This is a genomic window from Brachybacterium phenoliresistens, from assembly GCF_039530785.1.
GTDB lineage: Bacteria > Actinomycetota > Actinomycetes > Actinomycetales > Dermabacteraceae > Brachybacterium > Brachybacterium phenoliresistens.
The window spans coordinates 217,632-234,450 of record NZ_BAAAOW010000007.1; the positions used below are offsets into that span (position 1 = coordinate 217,632).

At 71.8% G+C, this 16,819-nt stretch carries 13 protein-coding genes; 6 read left to right on the forward strand and 7 right to left on the reverse strand.

The annotated features are described in order from the left end of the window. Positions 1 to 62: 62 nt before the first annotated feature. Positions 63 to 455 carry a hypothetical protein gene (locus ABD234_RS14950; protein WP_038374647.1) on the reverse strand — a complete coding sequence of 131 codons (393 nt, stop codon included), beginning with the start codon at positions 453 to 455 and terminating at the stop codon, positions 63 to 65. 120 nt (positions 456 to 575) lie between these two features. Between ABD234_RS14950 and ABD234_RS14955 the strand changes: the two genes are divergently transcribed. Genes ABD234_RS14955 through ABD234_RS14965 form a run of 3 tightly spaced genes read left to right on the forward strand, consistent with a single transcriptional unit; the run spans position 576 to position 2,689 of the window. Then, positions 576 to 1,424, forward strand: a complete 849-nt coding sequence (locus tag ABD234_RS14955) for a WXG100 family type VII secretion target (RefSeq protein ID WP_038374646.1) — start codon at positions 576 to 578, stop codon at positions 1,422 to 1,424. Between the two features lie 48 nt (positions 1,425 to 1,472). Continuing rightward, a complete protein-coding gene (locus ABD234_RS14960; protein ID WP_038374645.1) occupies positions 1,473 to 1,970 on the forward strand; it encodes a hypothetical protein in 498 nt (165 codons plus the stop codon). After that, positions 1,967 to 2,689: a hypothetical protein gene (locus ABD234_RS14965; RefSeq protein ID WP_344357833.1), complete on the forward strand. Its 723-nt coding sequence runs from the start codon at positions 1,967 to 1,969 to the stop codon at positions 2,687 to 2,689. The genes ABD234_RS14960 and ABD234_RS14965 overlap by 4 nt, the downstream gene beginning before the upstream one ends. 30 nt (positions 2,690 to 2,719) lie before the next feature. On the opposite strand, the gene ABD234_RS14970 is transcribed toward ABD234_RS14965, so the two are convergent. Beyond that, positions 2,720 to 4,729 (reverse strand): beta-galactosidase, encoded by a 2,010-nt coding sequence (locus ABD234_RS14970; RefSeq protein ID WP_038374642.1) that lies wholly within the window; start codon positions 4,727 to 4,729, stop codon positions 2,720 to 2,722. A gap of 328 nt (positions 4,730 to 5,057) precedes the next feature. Here ABD234_RS14970 and ABD234_RS14975 point away from each other — a divergent pair, with 328 nt between their 5' ends. Both ABD234_RS14975 and ABD234_RS14980 read left to right on the forward strand, forming a co-directional pair. Further along, the gene (locus tag ABD234_RS14975; protein ID WP_344357835.1) at positions 5,058 to 6,818 is read left to right on the forward strand and encodes an ABC transporter ATP-binding protein; all 1,761 of its coding nucleotides are present in this window, start codon (positions 5,058 to 5,060) and stop codon (positions 6,816 to 6,818) included. Next, positions 6,815 to 8,812: an ABC transporter ATP-binding protein gene (locus ABD234_RS14980; RefSeq protein ID WP_344357837.1), complete on the forward strand. Its 1,998-nt coding sequence runs from the start codon at positions 6,815 to 6,817 to the stop codon at positions 8,810 to 8,812. The genes ABD234_RS14975 and ABD234_RS14980 overlap by 4 nt, the downstream gene beginning before the upstream one ends. A gap of 34 nt (positions 8,813 to 8,846) precedes the next feature. Here ABD234_RS14980 and ABD234_RS14985 read toward each other — a convergent pair whose 3' ends face one another. From ABD234_RS14985 to ABD234_RS15000, 4 genes are all read right to left on the reverse strand, one after another. After that, positions 8,847 to 10,184 carry a serpin family protein gene (locus ABD234_RS14985; protein ID WP_344357840.1) on the reverse strand — a complete coding sequence of 446 codons (1,338 nt, stop codon included), beginning with the start codon at positions 10,182 to 10,184 and terminating at the stop codon, positions 8,847 to 8,849. Positions 10,185 to 10,372: 188 nt separating this feature from the next. Further along, on the reverse strand, positions 10,373 to 11,314 hold the full coding sequence (locus tag ABD234_RS14990; protein WP_344357843.1) for a carbohydrate ABC transporter permease: 942 nt from the start codon (positions 11,312 to 11,314) through the stop codon (positions 10,373 to 10,375). Further along, positions 11,311 to 12,195 (reverse strand): carbohydrate ABC transporter permease, encoded by an 885-nt coding sequence (locus tag ABD234_RS14995; protein WP_038374638.1) that lies wholly within the window; start codon positions 12,193 to 12,195, stop codon positions 11,311 to 11,313. The genes ABD234_RS14990 and ABD234_RS14995 overlap by 4 nt, the downstream gene beginning before the upstream one ends. Beyond that, positions 12,192 to 13,556, reverse strand: coding sequence for an ABC transporter substrate-binding protein (locus ABD234_RS15000; protein ID WP_344357848.1), 1,365 nt, complete (start codon positions 13,554 to 13,556; stop codon positions 12,192 to 12,194). Before ABD234_RS15000 ends, ABD234_RS14995 begins: the two co-directional genes overlap by 4 nt. 96 nt (positions 13,557 to 13,652) lie before the next feature. Between ABD234_RS15000 and ABD234_RS15005 the strand changes: the two genes are divergently transcribed. Beyond that, positions 13,653 to 15,155 carry a S10 family peptidase gene (locus ABD234_RS15005; protein WP_344357851.1) on the forward strand — a complete coding sequence of 501 codons (1,503 nt, stop codon included), beginning with the start codon at positions 13,653 to 13,655 and terminating at the stop codon, positions 15,153 to 15,155. 11 nt (positions 15,156 to 15,166) lie between these two features. Here the strand turns inward: ABD234_RS15005 and ABD234_RS15010 are convergent, their stop codons facing one another. After that, the gene (locus tag ABD234_RS15010; protein ID WP_344357854.1) at positions 15,167 to 16,642 is read right to left on the reverse strand and encodes a serpin family protein; all 1,476 of its coding nucleotides are present in this window, start codon (positions 16,640 to 16,642) and stop codon (positions 15,167 to 15,169) included. Between the last annotated feature and the right edge of the window lie 177 nt (positions 16,643 to 16,819).

Consider the following 16,819-nt stretch of genomic DNA (forward strand, 5'->3'; position numbering starts at 1 on the left):
TTATCCAGCACGGGCTGCGCCGAGGACAGAGGGCTCATCGGACCTCTCCCGAGCAGGAGCGGTCATCGGCCGCGCTGCCCTCCGAACGCGCGCATCGCCTGGGCGCGCCCCGCCTGCACCTGGCGGGCCCATCGCGGGTATAGGAACGCCGGCAGCGGCAGGAAGGCGGCGAGGAAGTACAGCATCGGCACCGCGAGGACGAGCAGCAGCGCCACGCCCAGCAGCCGCAGCAGAGGCGTCTCCAGCGGCGCCGCGATCGCGGCGCAGCACAGCAGCAGGCCGCCCGCGGTCGGCAGGCCCAGCAGCACGAGCCGCTCTGCCATCCAATCCTCGTGGAAGGGGCTCATCCAGAACCGCAGCGGCGCCGGGGACCCGGACCGCAGCCACAGGGCGATGCCCAGGAGGACGATGCCGACGAGGGCGAAGACCACGGCGAGGAGGGCGCGTTGGGACATGCCTCCATCCTGGCAGATCCGCCGGGCAGGGCCCCGGCCGGAGCATGGGGAGTTCTCCCCGTCGCGCGATCGTCCGATGCCCGACACACTGGAGCGCGAGACGACACAGGGAGAGCATCGATGACCTTCTACGGCATGGACACCGCGCAGGGCGAGGACTTCGCATCCCTCCTCGCCTCGCGCCGGGAGACGCTGGCCGCGAGCATGGACGACCTGTCGACGCGCGTCGAGGGCATCGGCGCCGCCTGGGTCGGCCCCGACCACGACGCCTTCCTCGAGCAATGGCGGGCGCTGCGCAGCGGCCCGATCGACCAGGCGATCTCGCGGCTGATGGACCTCGCCCGCGACATCGCCGATCAGGCGCAGGACCAGGACATCGCCTCTGCGGCCGATGGCTGGGACGCCCTCGGGGAACGGCTGCGGGACATCTTCCGCTTCGACGACGACGGCCTGTCCTGGCGGGACTTCCTGCCCGGCCCCAACGACGGGGAGGACTGGCTGGGCCTGGGCCTGTCCGGGATCCTGGATGGGCTGGGCGGGGCGCTCACGGGCTTCACGAAGTACGTGATGAACCCGAGGACCCTGGCGACCCTGTTCACCGCCGGCGGCGACGACCTCATGAACGCGTTCCGGGGCGCGGCTGGCTCCGCCTCCCGCCTCTCGCGCGTGCTCGGGCCCGTCGGCGCCGTGGTCACCGGCGGCTTCGCCGGATGGGACCGCTGGGAGCAGGACGCCTCCGATCCCAGCCTCAGCACGGGCGAGCGCGTCACCCGGGCCGTCATCGACGGCGGTGCCAACGCCGCCGGCGGCGGGCTCGGCGCCTGGGGAGGTGCGGCCGGCGGCGCGGCCATCGGCACGATGATCTGTCCGGGCGTGGGCACCGTGATCGGCGGAGCGGTCGGCGGGATCATCGGCGGCCTGGCCGGCTCCAGCGCCGGCAACGCGATCGCCGACTTCTTCCTCGGATAGCGCCATGGACCGCATCCGCACCACCGACCCTGACGCCGAGGAGACGACATGAGCACCACGCGCGAGATCATCACGGCCCCCGCGGTCCCGGGGATCACCCTCGAGATCGACGTCCCCGAGAGCTGGGACCGACACACCGGCCAGGAGACCGCCGCTTTCGTCGCAGCGATGCCTCCCGCCGAAGCGGGCCCCTTCGCGGACACCCTGGTGGTGGGCATCGAGCGCCTGCCCGAGGGCCTCCCCGCCCATCTGGAGGCGGTGCGCGCCTCCTCCCTGGTGCAGCTGCACGCCGCCGTCCCGGACCTCCACCTCGTCGACGACCGCCCGGTGGTCCTCGACGGACGCGAGGGGCACCTGCGCGCCCTGGTGCAGTCCACCGAGCAGGAGATCAGCGTGATCGTGCGCCAGGTCTTCGCGCTGCACGGGGACGTCCTGGTGACCATCGCGCTGACCTCCCTGCCCTTCCGCGACCGCGAGGCCTCGCAGCTGGCCGATCGCATCTTCTCCACAGCCCGGATCACCGCGCAGAACGGAGCCGACCGATGATCTCCTACGACCCGGCGACCGCCGCCTTCCGCGGCGAGGACACGGCGATCCACCGCCTCCGCGACGCCCTCGCGCAGGAGGACGGCGCCTCGATCGCGGAGATCCTCGCCGAGCACGTCCCGCAGACCGGGGAGGATGCCGCGATGGCTCCTCTGCGCACGGCCCTCCTCTCCCCGATGTTCACCGTCGAGGTCACGGTCTCCGGCCCCGGGGCGCGGCACGACCATCACCTCAGCCTGGGCGTCAACGCCGTGGGCGCCCGGATCAGCCCGCTGCGCGAGGGCACGGCGGAGCTCGCCGCGTTCCCGCTGGTCTCCCTTCCCGGGGGCATCACGCGGCTGGTCCGGTTCCGGCCCGGCACGCCTCCCCCGGCCGATGCCGCGCCGATCCCCGTCGCCGCCGCGGACCTGCTGGCTCTGACCGACCCGGACGGCGCCACGCGCCGGACCGCATGGGACGCGGTGCGCCCGCGGCTGGATGCGGCGCTCCCCCCGGCGGCCGATGATTCCTGGCAGGTGGTCGAGGTGCATGCCGCCTGGACGACGCCCTCCGGAGAGCAGGCCCGCGACCACGCTGTGCACCTGCGCCGCGGCGACGATCACCTGCTCGTCGAGGAGACCGAGGGCGAGGCCCGCCTGCTGCCGGTCACGTCTCTCCGGGCCTGGGAATCGATGATGCACGTGCTCCCCGAGCAGGGCGAGGTCGCCCCACCGCGCTGACCCGGTGCCGGCCGCCGCCGGCCCCGGGGCTCAGCTCTCCTGGAACACCGCCGCGGCGCCGGCGTGGACGGTGAAGGCGCCGTCGGCCTCGGTGCCGCGCAGCAGCTCCCGGCCGCTGACCTGCACCACCTGGTCGCGGTCGGAGTGGTTGAGCACGAACAGGTAGGTGGTGCCGTCCTCGGCGAAGCGGCGCAGCGCCTCGACGTCGCGGTGCAGCCCGCTGACCGTCGGCTCGATGCCGGCCGCGGCCGCGATCTCCCCGACCAGCGCCTCGAGGCCCGCCGCGGAGGGACGCGCCGCGACGTACCAGGCCGCGCCCTCCCCCGTCGCGCGCCGGGTGATCGCGGGCCAGCCGTGCAGGGGGCCGTCGGCCCAGGTCCGCACCGCCTGCGCGCCCTCGAGATGGGTCTTCTCGCTCCACAGGTCCGCGCTCGCGCCGTCGTCGAGGTGGTGGACCTCGTCCTCGAGCAGCGGATGGAACTCCTCGGTGCGCACGCCCAGCAGGTCGCGGAAGGCGCCCGGGTACCCGCCCAGGCGCACATGGTCGTTCTCGTCGACGATGCCGGAGAAGAAGGTCACCACGACCTGCGCCCCGCCCTCCGCCGCCGCGGCCAGGCGGGCGGCGTCCGCATCGCGCACGGCGTACAGCGTCGGGGCGATCACGAGGTCGTAGCCCGCCAGATCGGCGGTGACGGGCACCAGGTCCACGCTGATGCCCAGGTCCCACAGGGCGGTGTACCAGCGCAGCAGCTCCCCGGGGTAGCTGAGGGCGTTCGTCGGGTGGGAGTCCAGCTCGGCGGCCCACCAGGAGGGGTAGTCCACGACGATCGCCGCGCGGGAGAGCACGCGGCTGCCGCGCACCGGGGCGAGCGCCTCGAGCGCCCGGCCCAGGGTGACGGTGCCGCGCCACACGTCGGAGTCGCGGCCGGCGTGCGGGTACATCGCCGAATGGAACTTCTCGGCCCCGGCGCGGGACTGGCGCCACTGGAAGAACATGATGCCGTCGGCGCCGCGCGCCACGTGGGACAGGGAGTTGCGCAGCATCTCCCCCGGCGCCTTGGCGCGGTTGCGCGGCTGCCAGTTCACGGCCGATGTCGAGTGCTCCATGAGCACCCACGGGTCCCCGCCGGCGACGCCGCGGGTGAGGTCCGCGGCGAGGGCGAGCTCGATGTGGCCGCGCGGATCGGCGGAGATGAGGTAGTGGTCGTTGGCGACGAGGTCGAGGTCATCGGACCAGGAGAAGTAGTCCATCCACTTCGTCGCGCTCGAGCACATGAGGTTGGTGGTGGTGGGGATGTGCGGGGTGACCTCGCGCAGCACGTCCCGCAGCGCCCGGTAGTGGGTGAGCAGCTCGTCGCTCGAGAAGCGCGCGAAGTCCAGCTGCTGGGTGGGGTTGGCGTAGGTGGGGGCGGCGCGCGGCGGGAGGATCTCCTCGAAGGAGTCGTAGCGCTGGGACCAGAAGGCGGTGCCCCACGCCTCGTTCAGCGTCTCGATGCTGCGGTAGCGGCGCTGCAGCCAGGCGCGGAAGGCCTCTGCGGCGTTGTCGGAGAAGTCGTGCGGGACGTGGCAGCCCAGCTCGTTGTCCACGTGCCACAGGGCGAGCGCGGGATGCTCGGCGTAGCGCTCGGCGATCGCCCGGGTCATCCGCAGCGCGTACTCCCGGAACACCGGCGAGGAGACGGCGTAGGACTGCCGCCCGCCCTGGCCCAGCACCGTGCCGTCCTCGGTGACCGGCAGGATCTCCGGGTGGGAGCGGGTCAGCCACGGCGGCGGGGAGGCGGTCGCGGTGGCCAGGGCGACCTTGATCCCGGCATCGGCCAGGCGATCCATGGTCTCGTCCAGCCAGCCCCAGTCGTACTCGCCCTCGCGCGGCTCCAGCGTGGCCCAGGCGAAGATCGCGACGCTGACCAGGTTCACCCCGGCCTCGCGCATGAGCTCGACGTCCTCGACGCGGACGTCCTGCGGCCACTGCTCGGGGTTGTAGTCGCCGCCGTAGGCGAGCCCCGTCACGCCGACGGGCCAGGGTCGGGAAGCAGTCATCGTTCCTCCATCGGATCGTGGCGCGGTACGCGGAAAACGCATGCTCAAGTCTAGGGGGTGGCGCCTGCGGCGGGGCTGCGCGCCCGGCGGGGGGACCGCTCCTGCGGTGCCTGCCGCCCGGCCCTGATCGGCGAGGCCGCCGGCGTCCCCGTGCCGGGATCCCCTACCGATGGCCGATGCGGCGCCGCCGCGGACGCGCGAGGATGGCCGGGCGCGGGCCATCGGTTCCGGGGGTCGGCGGACAGGAGCTGTCCGCCCGCGCAGGAAGCATGGGGGCGTCGTCCGACCGCCCCTGCCGCCGCCGCATCCGCTCTGCCTGAGGACCTTCATGCTCTGGACCGTCATCCGAGACCACGCGCGCCCGTATCGCGCGCACGTGGCCGCCGTGCTCGTGCTGCAGCTCGCCACCGTGCTGGCGACCCTGTACCTGCCCAGCCTCAACGCCGACATCATCGACCGCGGCGTGGCCACCGGCGACACCGGATACATCTGGCGGGTGGGCGGCATCATGCTGGTCGTCGCGATCGTGCAGGTCATCACCGCGATCGCCGCGGTGTGGTTCGGCGCGCGCGTCGCGATGGGCATCGGCCGCGACGTGCGCCGCTCCGTCTACAGCCGGGTGGACCGCTTCTCCACCGAGGAGCTGGGCCGGTTCGGCGCGCCCACCCTCATCACCCGCGCCACCAACGACGTCCAGCAGGTCCAGATGCTCGTGCTGATGGCCCTGAACATCATGGTCATGGTGCCGATCATGTCGATCGGCGGCATCGTCATGGCGATCCGCGAGGACCCGGGGCTGTCCTGGCTGGTGTGGGTCTCGGTGCCGGTGCTCGTCCTCATCGTCGGGGTCCTGATCCGGGAGCTGATGCCGCTGTTCCAGCGGATGCAGGACAACATCGACGCGATCAACGGGGTGATGCGCGAGCAGATCATGGGCATCCGCGTGGTGCGGGCCTTCGTGCGCGAGCGTCACGAGGAGCAGCGCTTCACCGACGCCAACGCGGTCCTCACGGACACCTCGGTGCGGATCGGCCGGCTGTTCGTGATCATGGGCCCCGCCATCACGATCGTCCTGCACCTGGCCACCGCGGCGGTGCTCTGGTTCGGCGGGCACCGCGTGGACGAGGGCCTGGTGGAGGTCGGCTCCCTCACCGCGTTCATGCAGTACCTGCTGCAGATCCTCATGGCGGTCATGATGGGCACCTTCATGTTCATGATGTTCCCCCGCGCGATCATCAGCGCCCGGCGCATCGGCGAGGTCCTGCGGACCGTGCCCACCCTGGCCGAGCCCGCGCGACCGGCCGCGCTCGCCGACTCGGGCGGCGCCGCCGTGGAGTTCCGGGACGTCACCTTCTCCTACCCGGGCGCCGAGGCCCCGGTGCTCGACGGCGTCTCCTTCACCGCCGAGGCCGGCCGCACCACCGCGATCATCGGCTCCACCGGATCCGGCAAGACCTCCCTGATCAGCCTGATCCCGCGCCTGCACGACGCCACCGCCGGCCAGGTGCTGCTGGACGGCGTCCCCGTCACCGAGCTCGCCCGGTCCACGATCTCCCGGACCGTGGGGCTGGTGCCGCAGCGGCCGTACCTGTTCTCCGGCACCATCGCCGAGAACCTGCGCTTCGGCGATCCCACGGCCGATGACGACCGGCTCCGACAGGCGCTGGACGTCGCCCAGGCCACCGAGTTCGTCGAGGGCCGCACCACCGGCGAGGGCGACTCCGCCCGCACCGGCCTGGAGTCCGCGATCTCCCAGGGCGGCACGAACGTCTCCGGCGGGCAGCGGCAGCGCCTGTGCATCGCCCGCACCCTCGTCGCCCGGCCGCGGGTGTTCGTCTTCGACGACTCGTTCTCCGCCCTGGACGTCGCCACCGACGCCGCCGTGCGCGCGGGCCTGGCCGAGCACACGCAGGGCGCCACGACGATCATCGTCGCCCAGCGCATCTCGACCATCACCTCGGCCGATCAGATCCTCGTGCTCGAGCAGGGCCGCATCGTCGGCCGCGGCACGCACGAGGAGCTGCTGGCGACCAGCCCGACCTACCGGGAGATCGTCGACTCCCAGATCACCGTGGAGGACCCGGCATGACCACCACCGAGAAGGACGGGGCGAGCACGGCCGCCGCGGAGCTCAGCGAGGAGGAGATCCTGCAGATGCAGGACTCCATGAGCAGCGAATGGGGAGAGTCCGCGCCGCGGAAGGCGAAGGCGTTCTGGCCCTCGGCCATGCGCCTGGCCGGGACCTTCGCCGACCACAAGCTGGGCCTGGGCGTCGTGCTCGCCTTCGGGATCATCTCCACTGCGCTGACCGTGTGGGCCCCCTCGATCCTCGGCGACGCGATGGACGTCATCTTCGACGGCGTGCGCGGCGGCGGCGTCGACTTCCCGGCGCTGGGCCGGCTGCTGCTGTTCGTGCTGGGCATGTACGTCGTGGCGGCCCTGTTCGACTGGCTGCAGGGCCGCCTGCTGAACGACGTGGTGATGCGGATCGTCTACGGGCTGCGGCAGCGGATCGAGGCCAAGGTCAACCGCCTGCCGCTGAGCTACTTCGACACCCGCCAGCGCGGGGACCTGCTCTCGCGCACCACCAACGACGTCGACAACGTGCAGTCCGCCCTCCAGCAGGCCTTCGCCTCCCTGGTGTACGCCGTGCTGACCATCGTGGGCATCACCGCGATGATGTTCTGGCTGTCCTGGCAGATGGCGCTGATCGCCCTGGTGGCGCTGCCGGTCTCCGGCATCGTCATCGGCATCATCGGCTCGCGCTCCCAGAAGCTCTTCACCGCCCAGTGGCGCAACACCGGCCGCCTGAACGGGCACGTCGAGGAGTCGTTCACCGGCCACGACCTGGTCACCGTGTTCGACCGGCAGGATGCGATGCGCGAGCGCTTCGACGAGCGCAACGAGGAGCTGTACGAGGCGGCGTTCCGCGCCCAGTTCTACTCCGGCATGATCATGCCGATCATGCAGTGGGTGACCTACCTCGGCTACGTCGGCATCGCCGTGGTCGGCGGCCTGCGCATCGCCGCGGGACAGATGTCGCTGGGCCAGGTCGTCGCGTTCATCCAGTACTCCCGCGAGTTCAACGCGCCGCTGGGCGAGGTGGCGGGGATGGCGAACATGCTCATCTCCGGCGTGGCCTCGGCCGAGCGGATCTTCGAGCTGCTGGACGCGCAGGAGCAGGAGGCCGATGGCGAGATCACCGCCGCCGGTCCCGCCGACGGCGGCGCCCCGCAGCGGGTCGCCCGCGCCGAGCTCGCCGGCCCCACCCGCGGGCGCGTCGAGTTCGACCACGTCGCCTTCTCCTACACCCCGGACAGGCCGCTGATCACCGATCTGTCGCTGGTCGCCGAGCCCGGGCAGACCATCGCCATCGTCGGCCCCACCGGCGCCGGCAAGACGACGCTGGTCAACCTGATCATGCGGTTCTACGAGATCGACGGCGGGCAGATCCGCCTGGACGGCACGGACATCCGGGCGCTGGACCGCGGCGCGGTGCGCAGCCAGGTCGGCATGGTGCTGCAGGATGCGGTGCTGTTCGGCGGGACGATCCTGGAGAACATCCGCTACGGCCGGCTCGACGCCACCGACGAGGAGGTGATCGCCGCCGCGCGGGCCACCTTCGTGGACCGGTTCGTGCACACCCTGCCCGACGGCTACGCGACGGTCATCGAGGACGAGGGCGCGAACGTCTCCGCCGGCGAGCGGCAGCTGATCACCATCGCCCGCGCCTTCCTCGCCGACCCGGCGCTGCTGATCCTCGACGAGGCCACCAGCTCCGTGGACACCCGCACCGAGATGCTCGTGCAGGAGGCGATGTCCGCGCTGCGCACCGACCGGACCAGCTTCGTCATCGCCCACCGCCTCTCCACGATCCGCGACGCCGACGTGATCCTCGTGATGGAGCACGGCGACATCGTCGAGCAGGGCTCCCACGAGCAGCTGCTCCACGCCGAGGGCGCCTACCACCGCCTGTACTGGTCGCAGTTCGCCGGCGGCGAGGACCCCGACACGGACCAGGCCGTGCTCGAGGGCTCCGCGACCGTCACCGGCGAGGTGCCCGTCGCCGACGGCGCGGGCTGAGGCCGGCCCCGCCCCGTCCGGATGACCGGGGCGATCAGCCCTGCGTCGTCGGGTCCCCGACCCACCCCAGCACCAGCGGCGCGAGCGTCGACGTCTCATAGGCGACGTAGAGGAACGGGGCGTCGAGCACGAGCTCGTGCTCGATCATCGGGGCCGAGGTCAGCGTGGCCACGGCGGCCGTGGCCGCCGCGGCCTCCATGCCTGTGTCGTCGACGGTGATCGTCGCCTTCTGGAGCACGGCGGAGATGACCAGCTCCGCCTCCCGCGTGATGGCGGAGAAGTCGGCGCTGGCGGCGTCGAACGCGTCGACCATGCCGAGCTGCTGGAGCATCGCCGTCAGCTCCGCCTCTCCGAGGATGTCGAAGCCGGGCATGGTCAGCTCTGCCATCGCCTCGGACTCCTCGAGGCCCGCGAGGAGAGCCGCCAGCCCGGCCGATGGGTCTGCGGCGGCGTCCGCCCAGGCGTCGAGCACGGCGCCGATGCCTGCGACGGGCTGGATCACGGCGAGGGACAGATCGTCGCCGTAGGTGGCCAGCGCCGTGGCGCGGCAGAGCTCGTCCTCGTACCAGCAGCCGGTGGTGCCGTGGAGCATGTCGAGGTCGAGCTCCTCCCCGGAGTCCAGGGTGAAGGTGCCCGGGCCGACGTCGAGCGGCACGGGCCAGGCGGCCGTGAGGTGAAGGGCGTTGACGAGGACGAGGCGGGTGTCCTCGTCCAGGGCGTCCTTCGGCACGAGATCCTCGATGAGGCCGGCGGTGGCGTCCTCGACCCAGCCGTTGATGCGCTCGCGGCCCTCCTCCCGTGCGGCGTCGTCGGTGAAGTCGACGGTGTAGACGCCGCTGCCGAAGTAGGTGGCGAGCCCTTCGAGGAACGGCTCCTCGACGGGCATGTCCTCCTGCAGCCAGGTGCTGTGGGCCAGGGACGCGGCAGCCGGCGCGGGGGCATCGGGGTCGTCCGCCTCTCGCTCCTCCTCGCCGACGGCGGCGAGGACCGTCGCGAGGGTGTTCGCGTTCTCGGCCAGCGCGTCGATGCTCCCGCCGAGGACCTCCTCCATCTGCGCGCGCGTGTCCCCGGCGGCGCCGAGGCCCGCCATGGTGAGGGCGAGCTGCGCGGACAGCGGGGACAGCACGGCATTGGTCGCGGAACGGTCCAGGGCGCCCAGCATCCTGGCCGTGAAGGGCACGGCGAGCACTCCGGCTCCGGCCGCGGGGCCCGGCTCGGCGCGCGGCAGCTCGGCCTGCAGATCCGGCATCCCGTCCTCCTCCGGGTCGGCGCCCTGCCCGCAGGCCGCGAGGCCGCCGGCGGTCGGGGCCAGCGCCGCCGCGGCGAGCACGGAGCGGCGGCGGGGCAGCGGGCTCGGCCTCGAGGTTCTCATCGCCCCATCGAACGACAGCACCCGCGCGAGGGCAAGACCGCACCGATCACGGACCGGCACCGATCGCCCCCCGGGCGCGCCGACGGATCATCGGGCCGGGGCCGCGCCGCCCGGGCGAACGGACGACGCGAAGGGGCCGCGTCCCCTCCGGGACACGGCCCCTTCTCTGCCCGTCGCCGCCGCGAGGGTCAGCCCTTGACGGACCCCTCCGTGAGCCCGCCGCGCCAGAAGCGCTGCAGGACCAGGATGAGGATCGCCAGCGGGATCACCGACAGCAGCGCGCCGCCCACGGTGAGCTGGTAGAACTCGGGCAGGCGGTCGGTCTGGGCGCGCCAGTTGTCCAGTCCCAGCGTGATCGGGTACAGCTTCTCGTCCGCCAGCATGACCAGCGGCAGGAAGTAGTTGTTCCAGATGCCGACGAACTGGAACAGCACGATCGTCACGATGGCCGGGGTGAGCTGGCGCAGGGCCAGGGCGTGGAAGATCCGCAGCTCCCCCGCGCCGTCGATGCGGCCGGCCTCGAGCACCTCGTCGGGGATCGCCGCGCCCGCGTAGATGCGGGCGAGGAACAGCCCGAAGGGGCTCACCAGCGACGGGATCAGCACCGACCAGTAGGTGTTGGTCAGGCCCACCGAGCTGAACAGGAAGAACAGCGGCAGCGCCGTCGCGGTGCCGGGGACGAGCACGCCGCCCAGCACGAGGGCGAACACGAGGTTCCTCCCGCGGAAGCGGTACTTCGCCAGCGCGTAGCCGCCGGCGACCGCGAAGTACGTCGCCAGCACCGAGCCCACGCCGGAGTAGATGAGCGAGTTCAGGGCCCATCGGCCGAAGATCCCGTTCCGGGAGGTGAGCACGGCGCCCAGGTTCTCGAACAGGTGGAAGCTGCTGCCGAACCAGAAGCCGCTGGTGCCGAAGAGGTCCTCGGTCGTCTTCGAGGCGTTCACGATCACCCAGTACACGGGCACCAGGAAGTAGATCGCGACGATCGCGAGCACCGCGGTGACGATGATCGTCGTCGCCGGGCTGCGGCCGGCGGAGCGGGTGCCCGCCCGGCCGTCGTCCTGCGCGGCGGCCCGGGTCCCCCGGCCGCGGATCGAGGTCGAGGTGGTGGTGTTCTCGGGGGCGCTCATCGCTTCCTCTCCGACCGCGAGGAGATCCCCAGGGCGATCGCCGAGAGGACGAACGCCGAGACCGCGATGATCACGGCCTGCGCGGCCGCCATCCCGATCTCGTTGTACTGGAAGGCGTACGCGTACGCGGACATGTTCGGGGTGTACTCGGTGGTGATGCCGGAGCTCATGGTCAGCAGCAGGCGCGGCTCCGCGAACAGCTGCAGGGTGCCGATGATCGAGAAGATGATCGTGAGCACCAGAGCGGGGCGGATCAGGGGCAGCTGGATCGAGCGGACGATCCGCATCGGCCCCGCCCCGTCGATGGTCGCGGCCTCGTACAGCTCCTTGGGGATCGACTTGAGCTGCGCGATGATGATCAGCATGTTGTAGCCGGTGTACGTCCAGGTCACGATGTTCGCGATGGACCACAGCACCACGCCGGGCGCGAGGAAGTCGATGTCGATGCCGACCGCCTGCAGCACGTCCACGATGGGGCTGAGCCCGGGGATGTACAGGAAGGACCACAGGATCGTCGCGATGACGCCGGGGATCCCGTAGGGCAGGAAGTACGAGGAGCGGAAGAAGCCGGGCCACTTCGCGCTCGCGCTCTCCAGCAGCAGCGCCAGCACGGTCGCGGCGACGATCATGACCGTCACCTGCACGATGCCGAACAGGATCATGCGGCCGATGGACTCCACGAAGTTCACGTTCGACAGGGCCGCGATGTAGTTGTCCAGTCCCGCGAAGGTCGACTCGATGCCGGCCTCCCCGAGCAGGCCGCGCCGTTCGACGCGGGTGAAGCTGTAGCCGATCGCCATGATGATCGGGATGATCATCGTCCCGATGAACAGGACCAGGAACGGCGCCAGCAGGATCCAGGGGGCTGTTCTGTGCCTCATGAGGCGGCCTCCACGTTCAGTCCGATGCCCTGCATGATGTCGACGATCTCGGCCTGGGACTGCTCGAGCAGCTGCACCATGGTGATCTCGCCGGTGACGACCTGCGCCATGCCGTCGCCGACCACGGCCATGGCCCGCTGCATGAGCGGCGCCCAGGTCCAGTCGAGGTTCTGGCCCTGTGCCATGGGCACGATGACCTCCTCGTTGTAGTTCTGCCCGGAGAAGAACTCGCTGGGCTGCCGGCGCTTCTCGCCGATGTAGTCCTTCGCCGGGGACCAGCCGATGCCCGAGTGCTCGATCATCGCGTCGATGCCGGCGGGGTCGGTGCACATCCAGGTGAGGAACTCCAGCGCCTCCGCGGGGTGCTGCGCGTTGGCGAGCACCGCGGCGGAGGATCCGCCGTGGCCGCCGGAGGCGTAGCCGTCCTCCCAGCGGGGCATGGGGGCGACGGCCCATCGGCCCGAGCCGTTCGGGACGGACTCGATGAGGGCGTCGCCCCAGGAGCCGCCGATGAACCCGAGCACCGTGTCCTCGCCGGCCGCCGCCATCCACGGGGTGGTGGAGAAGCCGTAGCCGGTATCGATGGTGCCGTCGGCGAGCACGCCGTCCCAGAACTCGGCCACCCGCATCGAGGCGGGATCGAGCATGTCGATGATCCAGCCGTCGCCCTCGGGGCGGAACCAGACCGCGCCGGACTGCATCGCCCACATGACGGGGTGGGAGCCGTCCTTGGGGTCCAGCGTCATGAGGACCTTCCCGGCGTCCTTGACCTGCTGCGCCGCGGTGCGGAAGTCCTCCCAGGAGGTCGGCGGGGCGATGCCCAGCTCCCCCTCGAGGACCTCGCGGTTGTAGAAGAAGGCGCAGGGGCCGGTGTCCTGGGGGACGCCCCAGATCGACTCGCCGACCCGTGCCTGCGCCCAGGCGCCCGGATCGAACAGGCCCTCCTTCTCGGCGAAGCCGTACCGGGAGAGGTCGGTCAGCGCGCCGGCCAGCGCGAACTCCGGCAGCGAGCGCAGCTCGACCTGGGCGATGTCCGGGCCGCCGCCCGCGGCGACCGCGGAGAGGATCTTGGCGTAGCCGCCGGAGTTGCCCCCGGGGATCCAGGCGGTCTCGACCGTGATCCGGTCCTGGGAGGCGTTGAAGACGTCGGCGACCTTCTGGAGGTCCTTCAGCCAGGCCCAGTAGGTGACGGTGACCTTCCCGTCGGCCGCCGGGATCGTCGGCTGGGCGTTGATGTCGTCCGTTCCGGGCGGCGCGCACGCCGCCATCCCGGCGGCCAGGGCCGATGCCCCGCCGATCATCGCCCCGCGGCGGCTGACCGCGGCGCTTCGTGGACGTCTGGGACCATGCACGAGGTCCATCCCCTCTCCTCGTCGAGCGTTCTCTGGCAAAACACCGACCACTGTACAGGTTTCGTGGTACGAGTCACGGACTGCCGGCGCCCGTAGGGTGGACGCATGACCGACGCCTCCGCCAGCTCCCCCTCCGCCGATGCCGCCGACACCGAGATCACCGCGATCGAGGACCGCATGTCCGTGACCGCGCACGCCCTCGAGCTGGAGGACGGCCCCCTGGTCTACACCGCCCATGCCGGGACCACCGTGCTGCGCGAGGAGAAGCCGGGCGAGAAGAAGACCGGGAACGGGACGCCGGGCGAGGGGTACGAGCGGGCATCGGCCTATGCGGAGGTGTTCTCCGTCAGCTACATCGCCTCCGGCCGCGGGCAGCAGCGCCCGGTGGTGTTCGCGTTCAACGGCGGTCCCGGCGCCTCGACGGTGTGGCTGCACCTGGGCCTGTTCGGGCCGCGCCGGGTGGACTCCGGCGACGCGGGGGCACTGACCCCGCAGCCGGCCGGGCTGCTGGAGAACCGCGAGACCCTGCTGCGCGAGGCCGACCTCGTCATGGTCGACGCGATGACCACCGGGTTCTCCCGGCCCGCCCCGGGCACCGCGCCCGATCGTCTGCACGGCTTCGCCGAGGACCGCGATCTCATCGCCGCCTTCGTCGTGGACTGGCTGACCCGCCACGAGCGCTGGCTCTCCCCGCTGTACCTGGCCGGGGAGTCCTATGGCACCACCCGCGCCGCCGCGGTCGCCGCCCGCCTCACCGACCGCTACTACGTGGTGCCCCGCGGCATCGCCCTGATCTCCCCCGTGCTCGACTTCGGCACCGTCTTCTTCACCCCCGGCAACGATGCCCCGTTCCTGCACTATCTGCCGACCTACGCGGCGATCGCCCACGCGCACGGCAAGCACGAGGGGCGCATGCTGCAGGACGTGGTCGACGAGGCGGAGGCCTTCGCGGAGCAGGAGTACCCCCAGCTGCTCGCCCAGGGCCTGCGGCTCGGGGCCGAGGAGCGCCGCGCCGCGGCCGAGACCATCGCCTCCCTGATCGGGGTGAGCCCCGACTGGGTGGAGCGGGTGGACCTGCGCGTGGAGCATCAGGCCTTCCTCGCCGAGCTGCTGCGCGACCAGGGACTGGTCACCGGGCGGATCGACGGCCGCTTCACGGCGCCTGCCGGGGACCCGATCAGCAAGGAGATGGAGACCGACCCGTCCATCGACCAGCTCGCCCCCGCGTACACCGCAGCCATCAACCACTACCTGCGCGGCGAGCTCGAGTTCAGCAGCGACGTCGTCTACGAGATCATGTCCGCGCGCGTGCACCCGTGGAGCTACAAGGACTTCGAGAACCGCAGCGTCGAGGTCGCCACGGACCTCTCCCGGGTGCTGCGCAAGTCCCCCACCACCCGCCTGTTCGTCGCCCACGGCTACCACGACGCGGCCACGCCCTTCCACGCGAGCGAGCACGTCCTGGCCCACCTCGACGTGCCGCGCGAGACCTACGAGCAGCGCATCCAGGTCGAGGACTACGAGGCCGGCCACATGATGTACTGCCACGAGCCCAGCCGCCTGGCCCTGTCCGAGGACCTGGCCCGGTTCGTGCGCGGCGAGGGCTGAGGCCGGCCGGGTCAGGCGCCCGGGTCCCGGACCACCGCGACGACCAGCGGGGCGAGGGTGGCGGAGGAGATCGCGAGGGCCACGTAGGGCACATCGAGGACCAGGGCGTGCAAAGCCGCCGGCGCGGCGGATTCGACACCGATCACGGCGGTCGCGGCCGCCGCCTCCATGCCCTCGGCGTCCACCACGAGGGTCGCCTTCTGCAGGACATGGGACAGGGAGATGCCGGTGGTGGCGGAGATTCCGGAGAAGTCCGCGGCGCCGGAGAATGCATCGGGCATCCCGAGCTCGATGAGGGCGTCGGCGAGGGAGAGGTCGGAGGCGAGGTCGAGCGCGGGCATGGTGAGGTCCACGGCGTCTTCGCTGCTCGCGACGCCGGCCAGGAGGGCGGCGAGCAGGCTCGGATCGGCCTGCCACGCTTCCAGCAGGGAGGCGAGGCCCTGCGCGGGCCGGACCAGGACGAGCCCCAGGTCCTCGTCGAAGGTGGGCAGCATGGTGGCTCGGGCGTGGTCGTCCTCGTGCCAGCCGGCGGCCTCGCCCTGCAGCATCGGCACGTCCACCGCGCCGCCCTTCGCCTGGAAGGGGGCGGTGGTCTCGGTGAGCGGGGCCTGCCAGGCGCCCTTGAGGTGGAGCGCGTTGATCAGCACGATGACCGTGTTCGCCCGCAGCGCCTGCGCGGGGACGAGATCCTGGATCATGCCGTTCGTGACCTCCTCGACGAGGCCGTTCATGGCGGCGCGGGCCTCCTCGCGGGGACCCTCCTCGACGAAGTCGGCGGTACGCACCCCGGCGTCGAAGTACCGGGAGAGGTCGTCGAGGTAGGGCTCCTGGACCTCCATGCCCTCGCGGAACCAGACGGCGTTGACCAGCGCGGCGGAGTCCGGCTCGGGCATGTCCGGGTTCTCGAGGTCCTCCTCCGCACGGCTGGGGATCGCGAGCATGCTGGTGCGCAGGATGTTCGAGACCTCGGCGAGGTCCGCCATCGGCCCGCCGAGGACCTGCTCCATCTGCGCACGGGTCTGCCCGGCGGCGCCCAGACCGGTCATGGTCAGCGCGATCAGGGCCGATGCGGGCGAGCACACCACGTTCGGCGTCCCGGCCTCGTCGAGCGCGGCGGGGAGGAAGGCCGTGGTGAACGGGACCAGCGCCCCGTGCGCATCCTCGACCGGCCCGGGCTCCAGCGGCGGGATCTCCGAGCGCAGGTCCTCCCCGCCGGCGCCGCCGCCTCCCGTGTCCCCTCCGCCGAGGACACCGCAGCCGGTCAGCACCGCACCGGTCGCCGGGATCGCGGCCAGGAGCGTCAGCAGCCGCCGCCGGTCGAGCCCCGGGCGCGGCGAGCTCGGACGTCGCTCGAGACCCGAGCGGCCCGGGTTCCCCACGACGATCGGGCCGCTCGAGGCGCTCGGGCCGCTCAAGGCGCTCGGGCCGCTCAGGGCGCTCGAGGTGCTCGAGGTGCTCGAAGAGCTCGGATGGTTCTGAAAGCCCATGGGCCCATCGAACCCCCTCCCGCCTCGCCCGCGAGGCCGGGTCCCGCCGATGGTGTCCTGATCGTTAGAGAGATTGCAGGAAACTGTTCCACGTACTGCCCGGCGGGTTCTAACGGTCAGCGCAACAGGTGCTCGGAGAATACCTCTCTTGGCGTAGCAAATTCAAGCCGCTTTCGC

Excerpts from the sequence above, each read along its gene's own strand:
- ABD234_RS14970 (WP_038374642.1), bottom strand. The coding sequence starts at position 4,729 with ATGACTGCTTCCCGACCCTGGCCCGTCGGCGTGACGGGGCTCGCCTAC.
- ABD234_RS14995 (WP_038374638.1), bottom strand. The coding sequence starts at position 12,195 with ATGAGGCACAGAACAGCCCCCTGGATCCTGCTGGCGCCGTTCCTGGTC.
- ABD234_RS14990 (WP_344357843.1), bottom strand. The coding sequence starts at position 11,314 with ATGAGCGCCCCCGAGAACACCACCACCTCGACCTCGATCCGCGGCCGG.
- ABD234_RS14985 (WP_344357840.1), bottom strand. The coding sequence starts at position 10,184 with ATGAGAACCTCGAGGCCGAGCCCGCTGCCCCGCCGCCGCTCCGTGCTC.
- ABD234_RS14950 (WP_038374647.1), bottom strand. The coding sequence starts at position 455 with ATGTCCCAACGCGCCCTCCTCGCCGTGGTCTTCGCCCTCGTCGGCATC.
- ABD234_RS14965 (WP_344357833.1), top strand. The coding sequence starts at position 1,967 with ATGATCTCCTACGACCCGGCGACCGCCGCCTTCCGCGGCGAGGACACG.
- ABD234_RS15010 (WP_344357854.1), bottom strand. The coding sequence starts at position 16,642 with ATGGGCTTTCAGAACCATCCGAGCTCTTCGAGCACCTCGAGCACCTCG.
- ABD234_RS14975 (WP_344357835.1), top strand. The coding sequence starts at position 5,058 with ATGCTCTGGACCGTCATCCGAGACCACGCGCGCCCGTATCGCGCGCAC.
- ABD234_RS14955 (WP_038374646.1), top strand. The coding sequence starts at position 576 with ATGACCTTCTACGGCATGGACACCGCGCAGGGCGAGGACTTCGCATCC.
- ABD234_RS14980 (WP_344357837.1), top strand. The coding sequence starts at position 6,815 with ATGACCACCACCGAGAAGGACGGGGCGAGCACGGCCGCCGCGGAGCTC.
- ABD234_RS14960 (WP_038374645.1), top strand. The coding sequence starts at position 1,473 with ATGAGCACCACGCGCGAGATCATCACGGCCCCCGCGGTCCCGGGGATC.
- ABD234_RS15000 (WP_344357848.1), bottom strand. The coding sequence starts at position 13,556 with ATGGACCTCGTGCATGGTCCCAGACGTCCACGAAGCGCCGCGGTCAGC.
- ABD234_RS15005 (WP_344357851.1), top strand. The coding sequence starts at position 13,653 with ATGACCGACGCCTCCGCCAGCTCCCCCTCCGCCGATGCCGCCGACACC.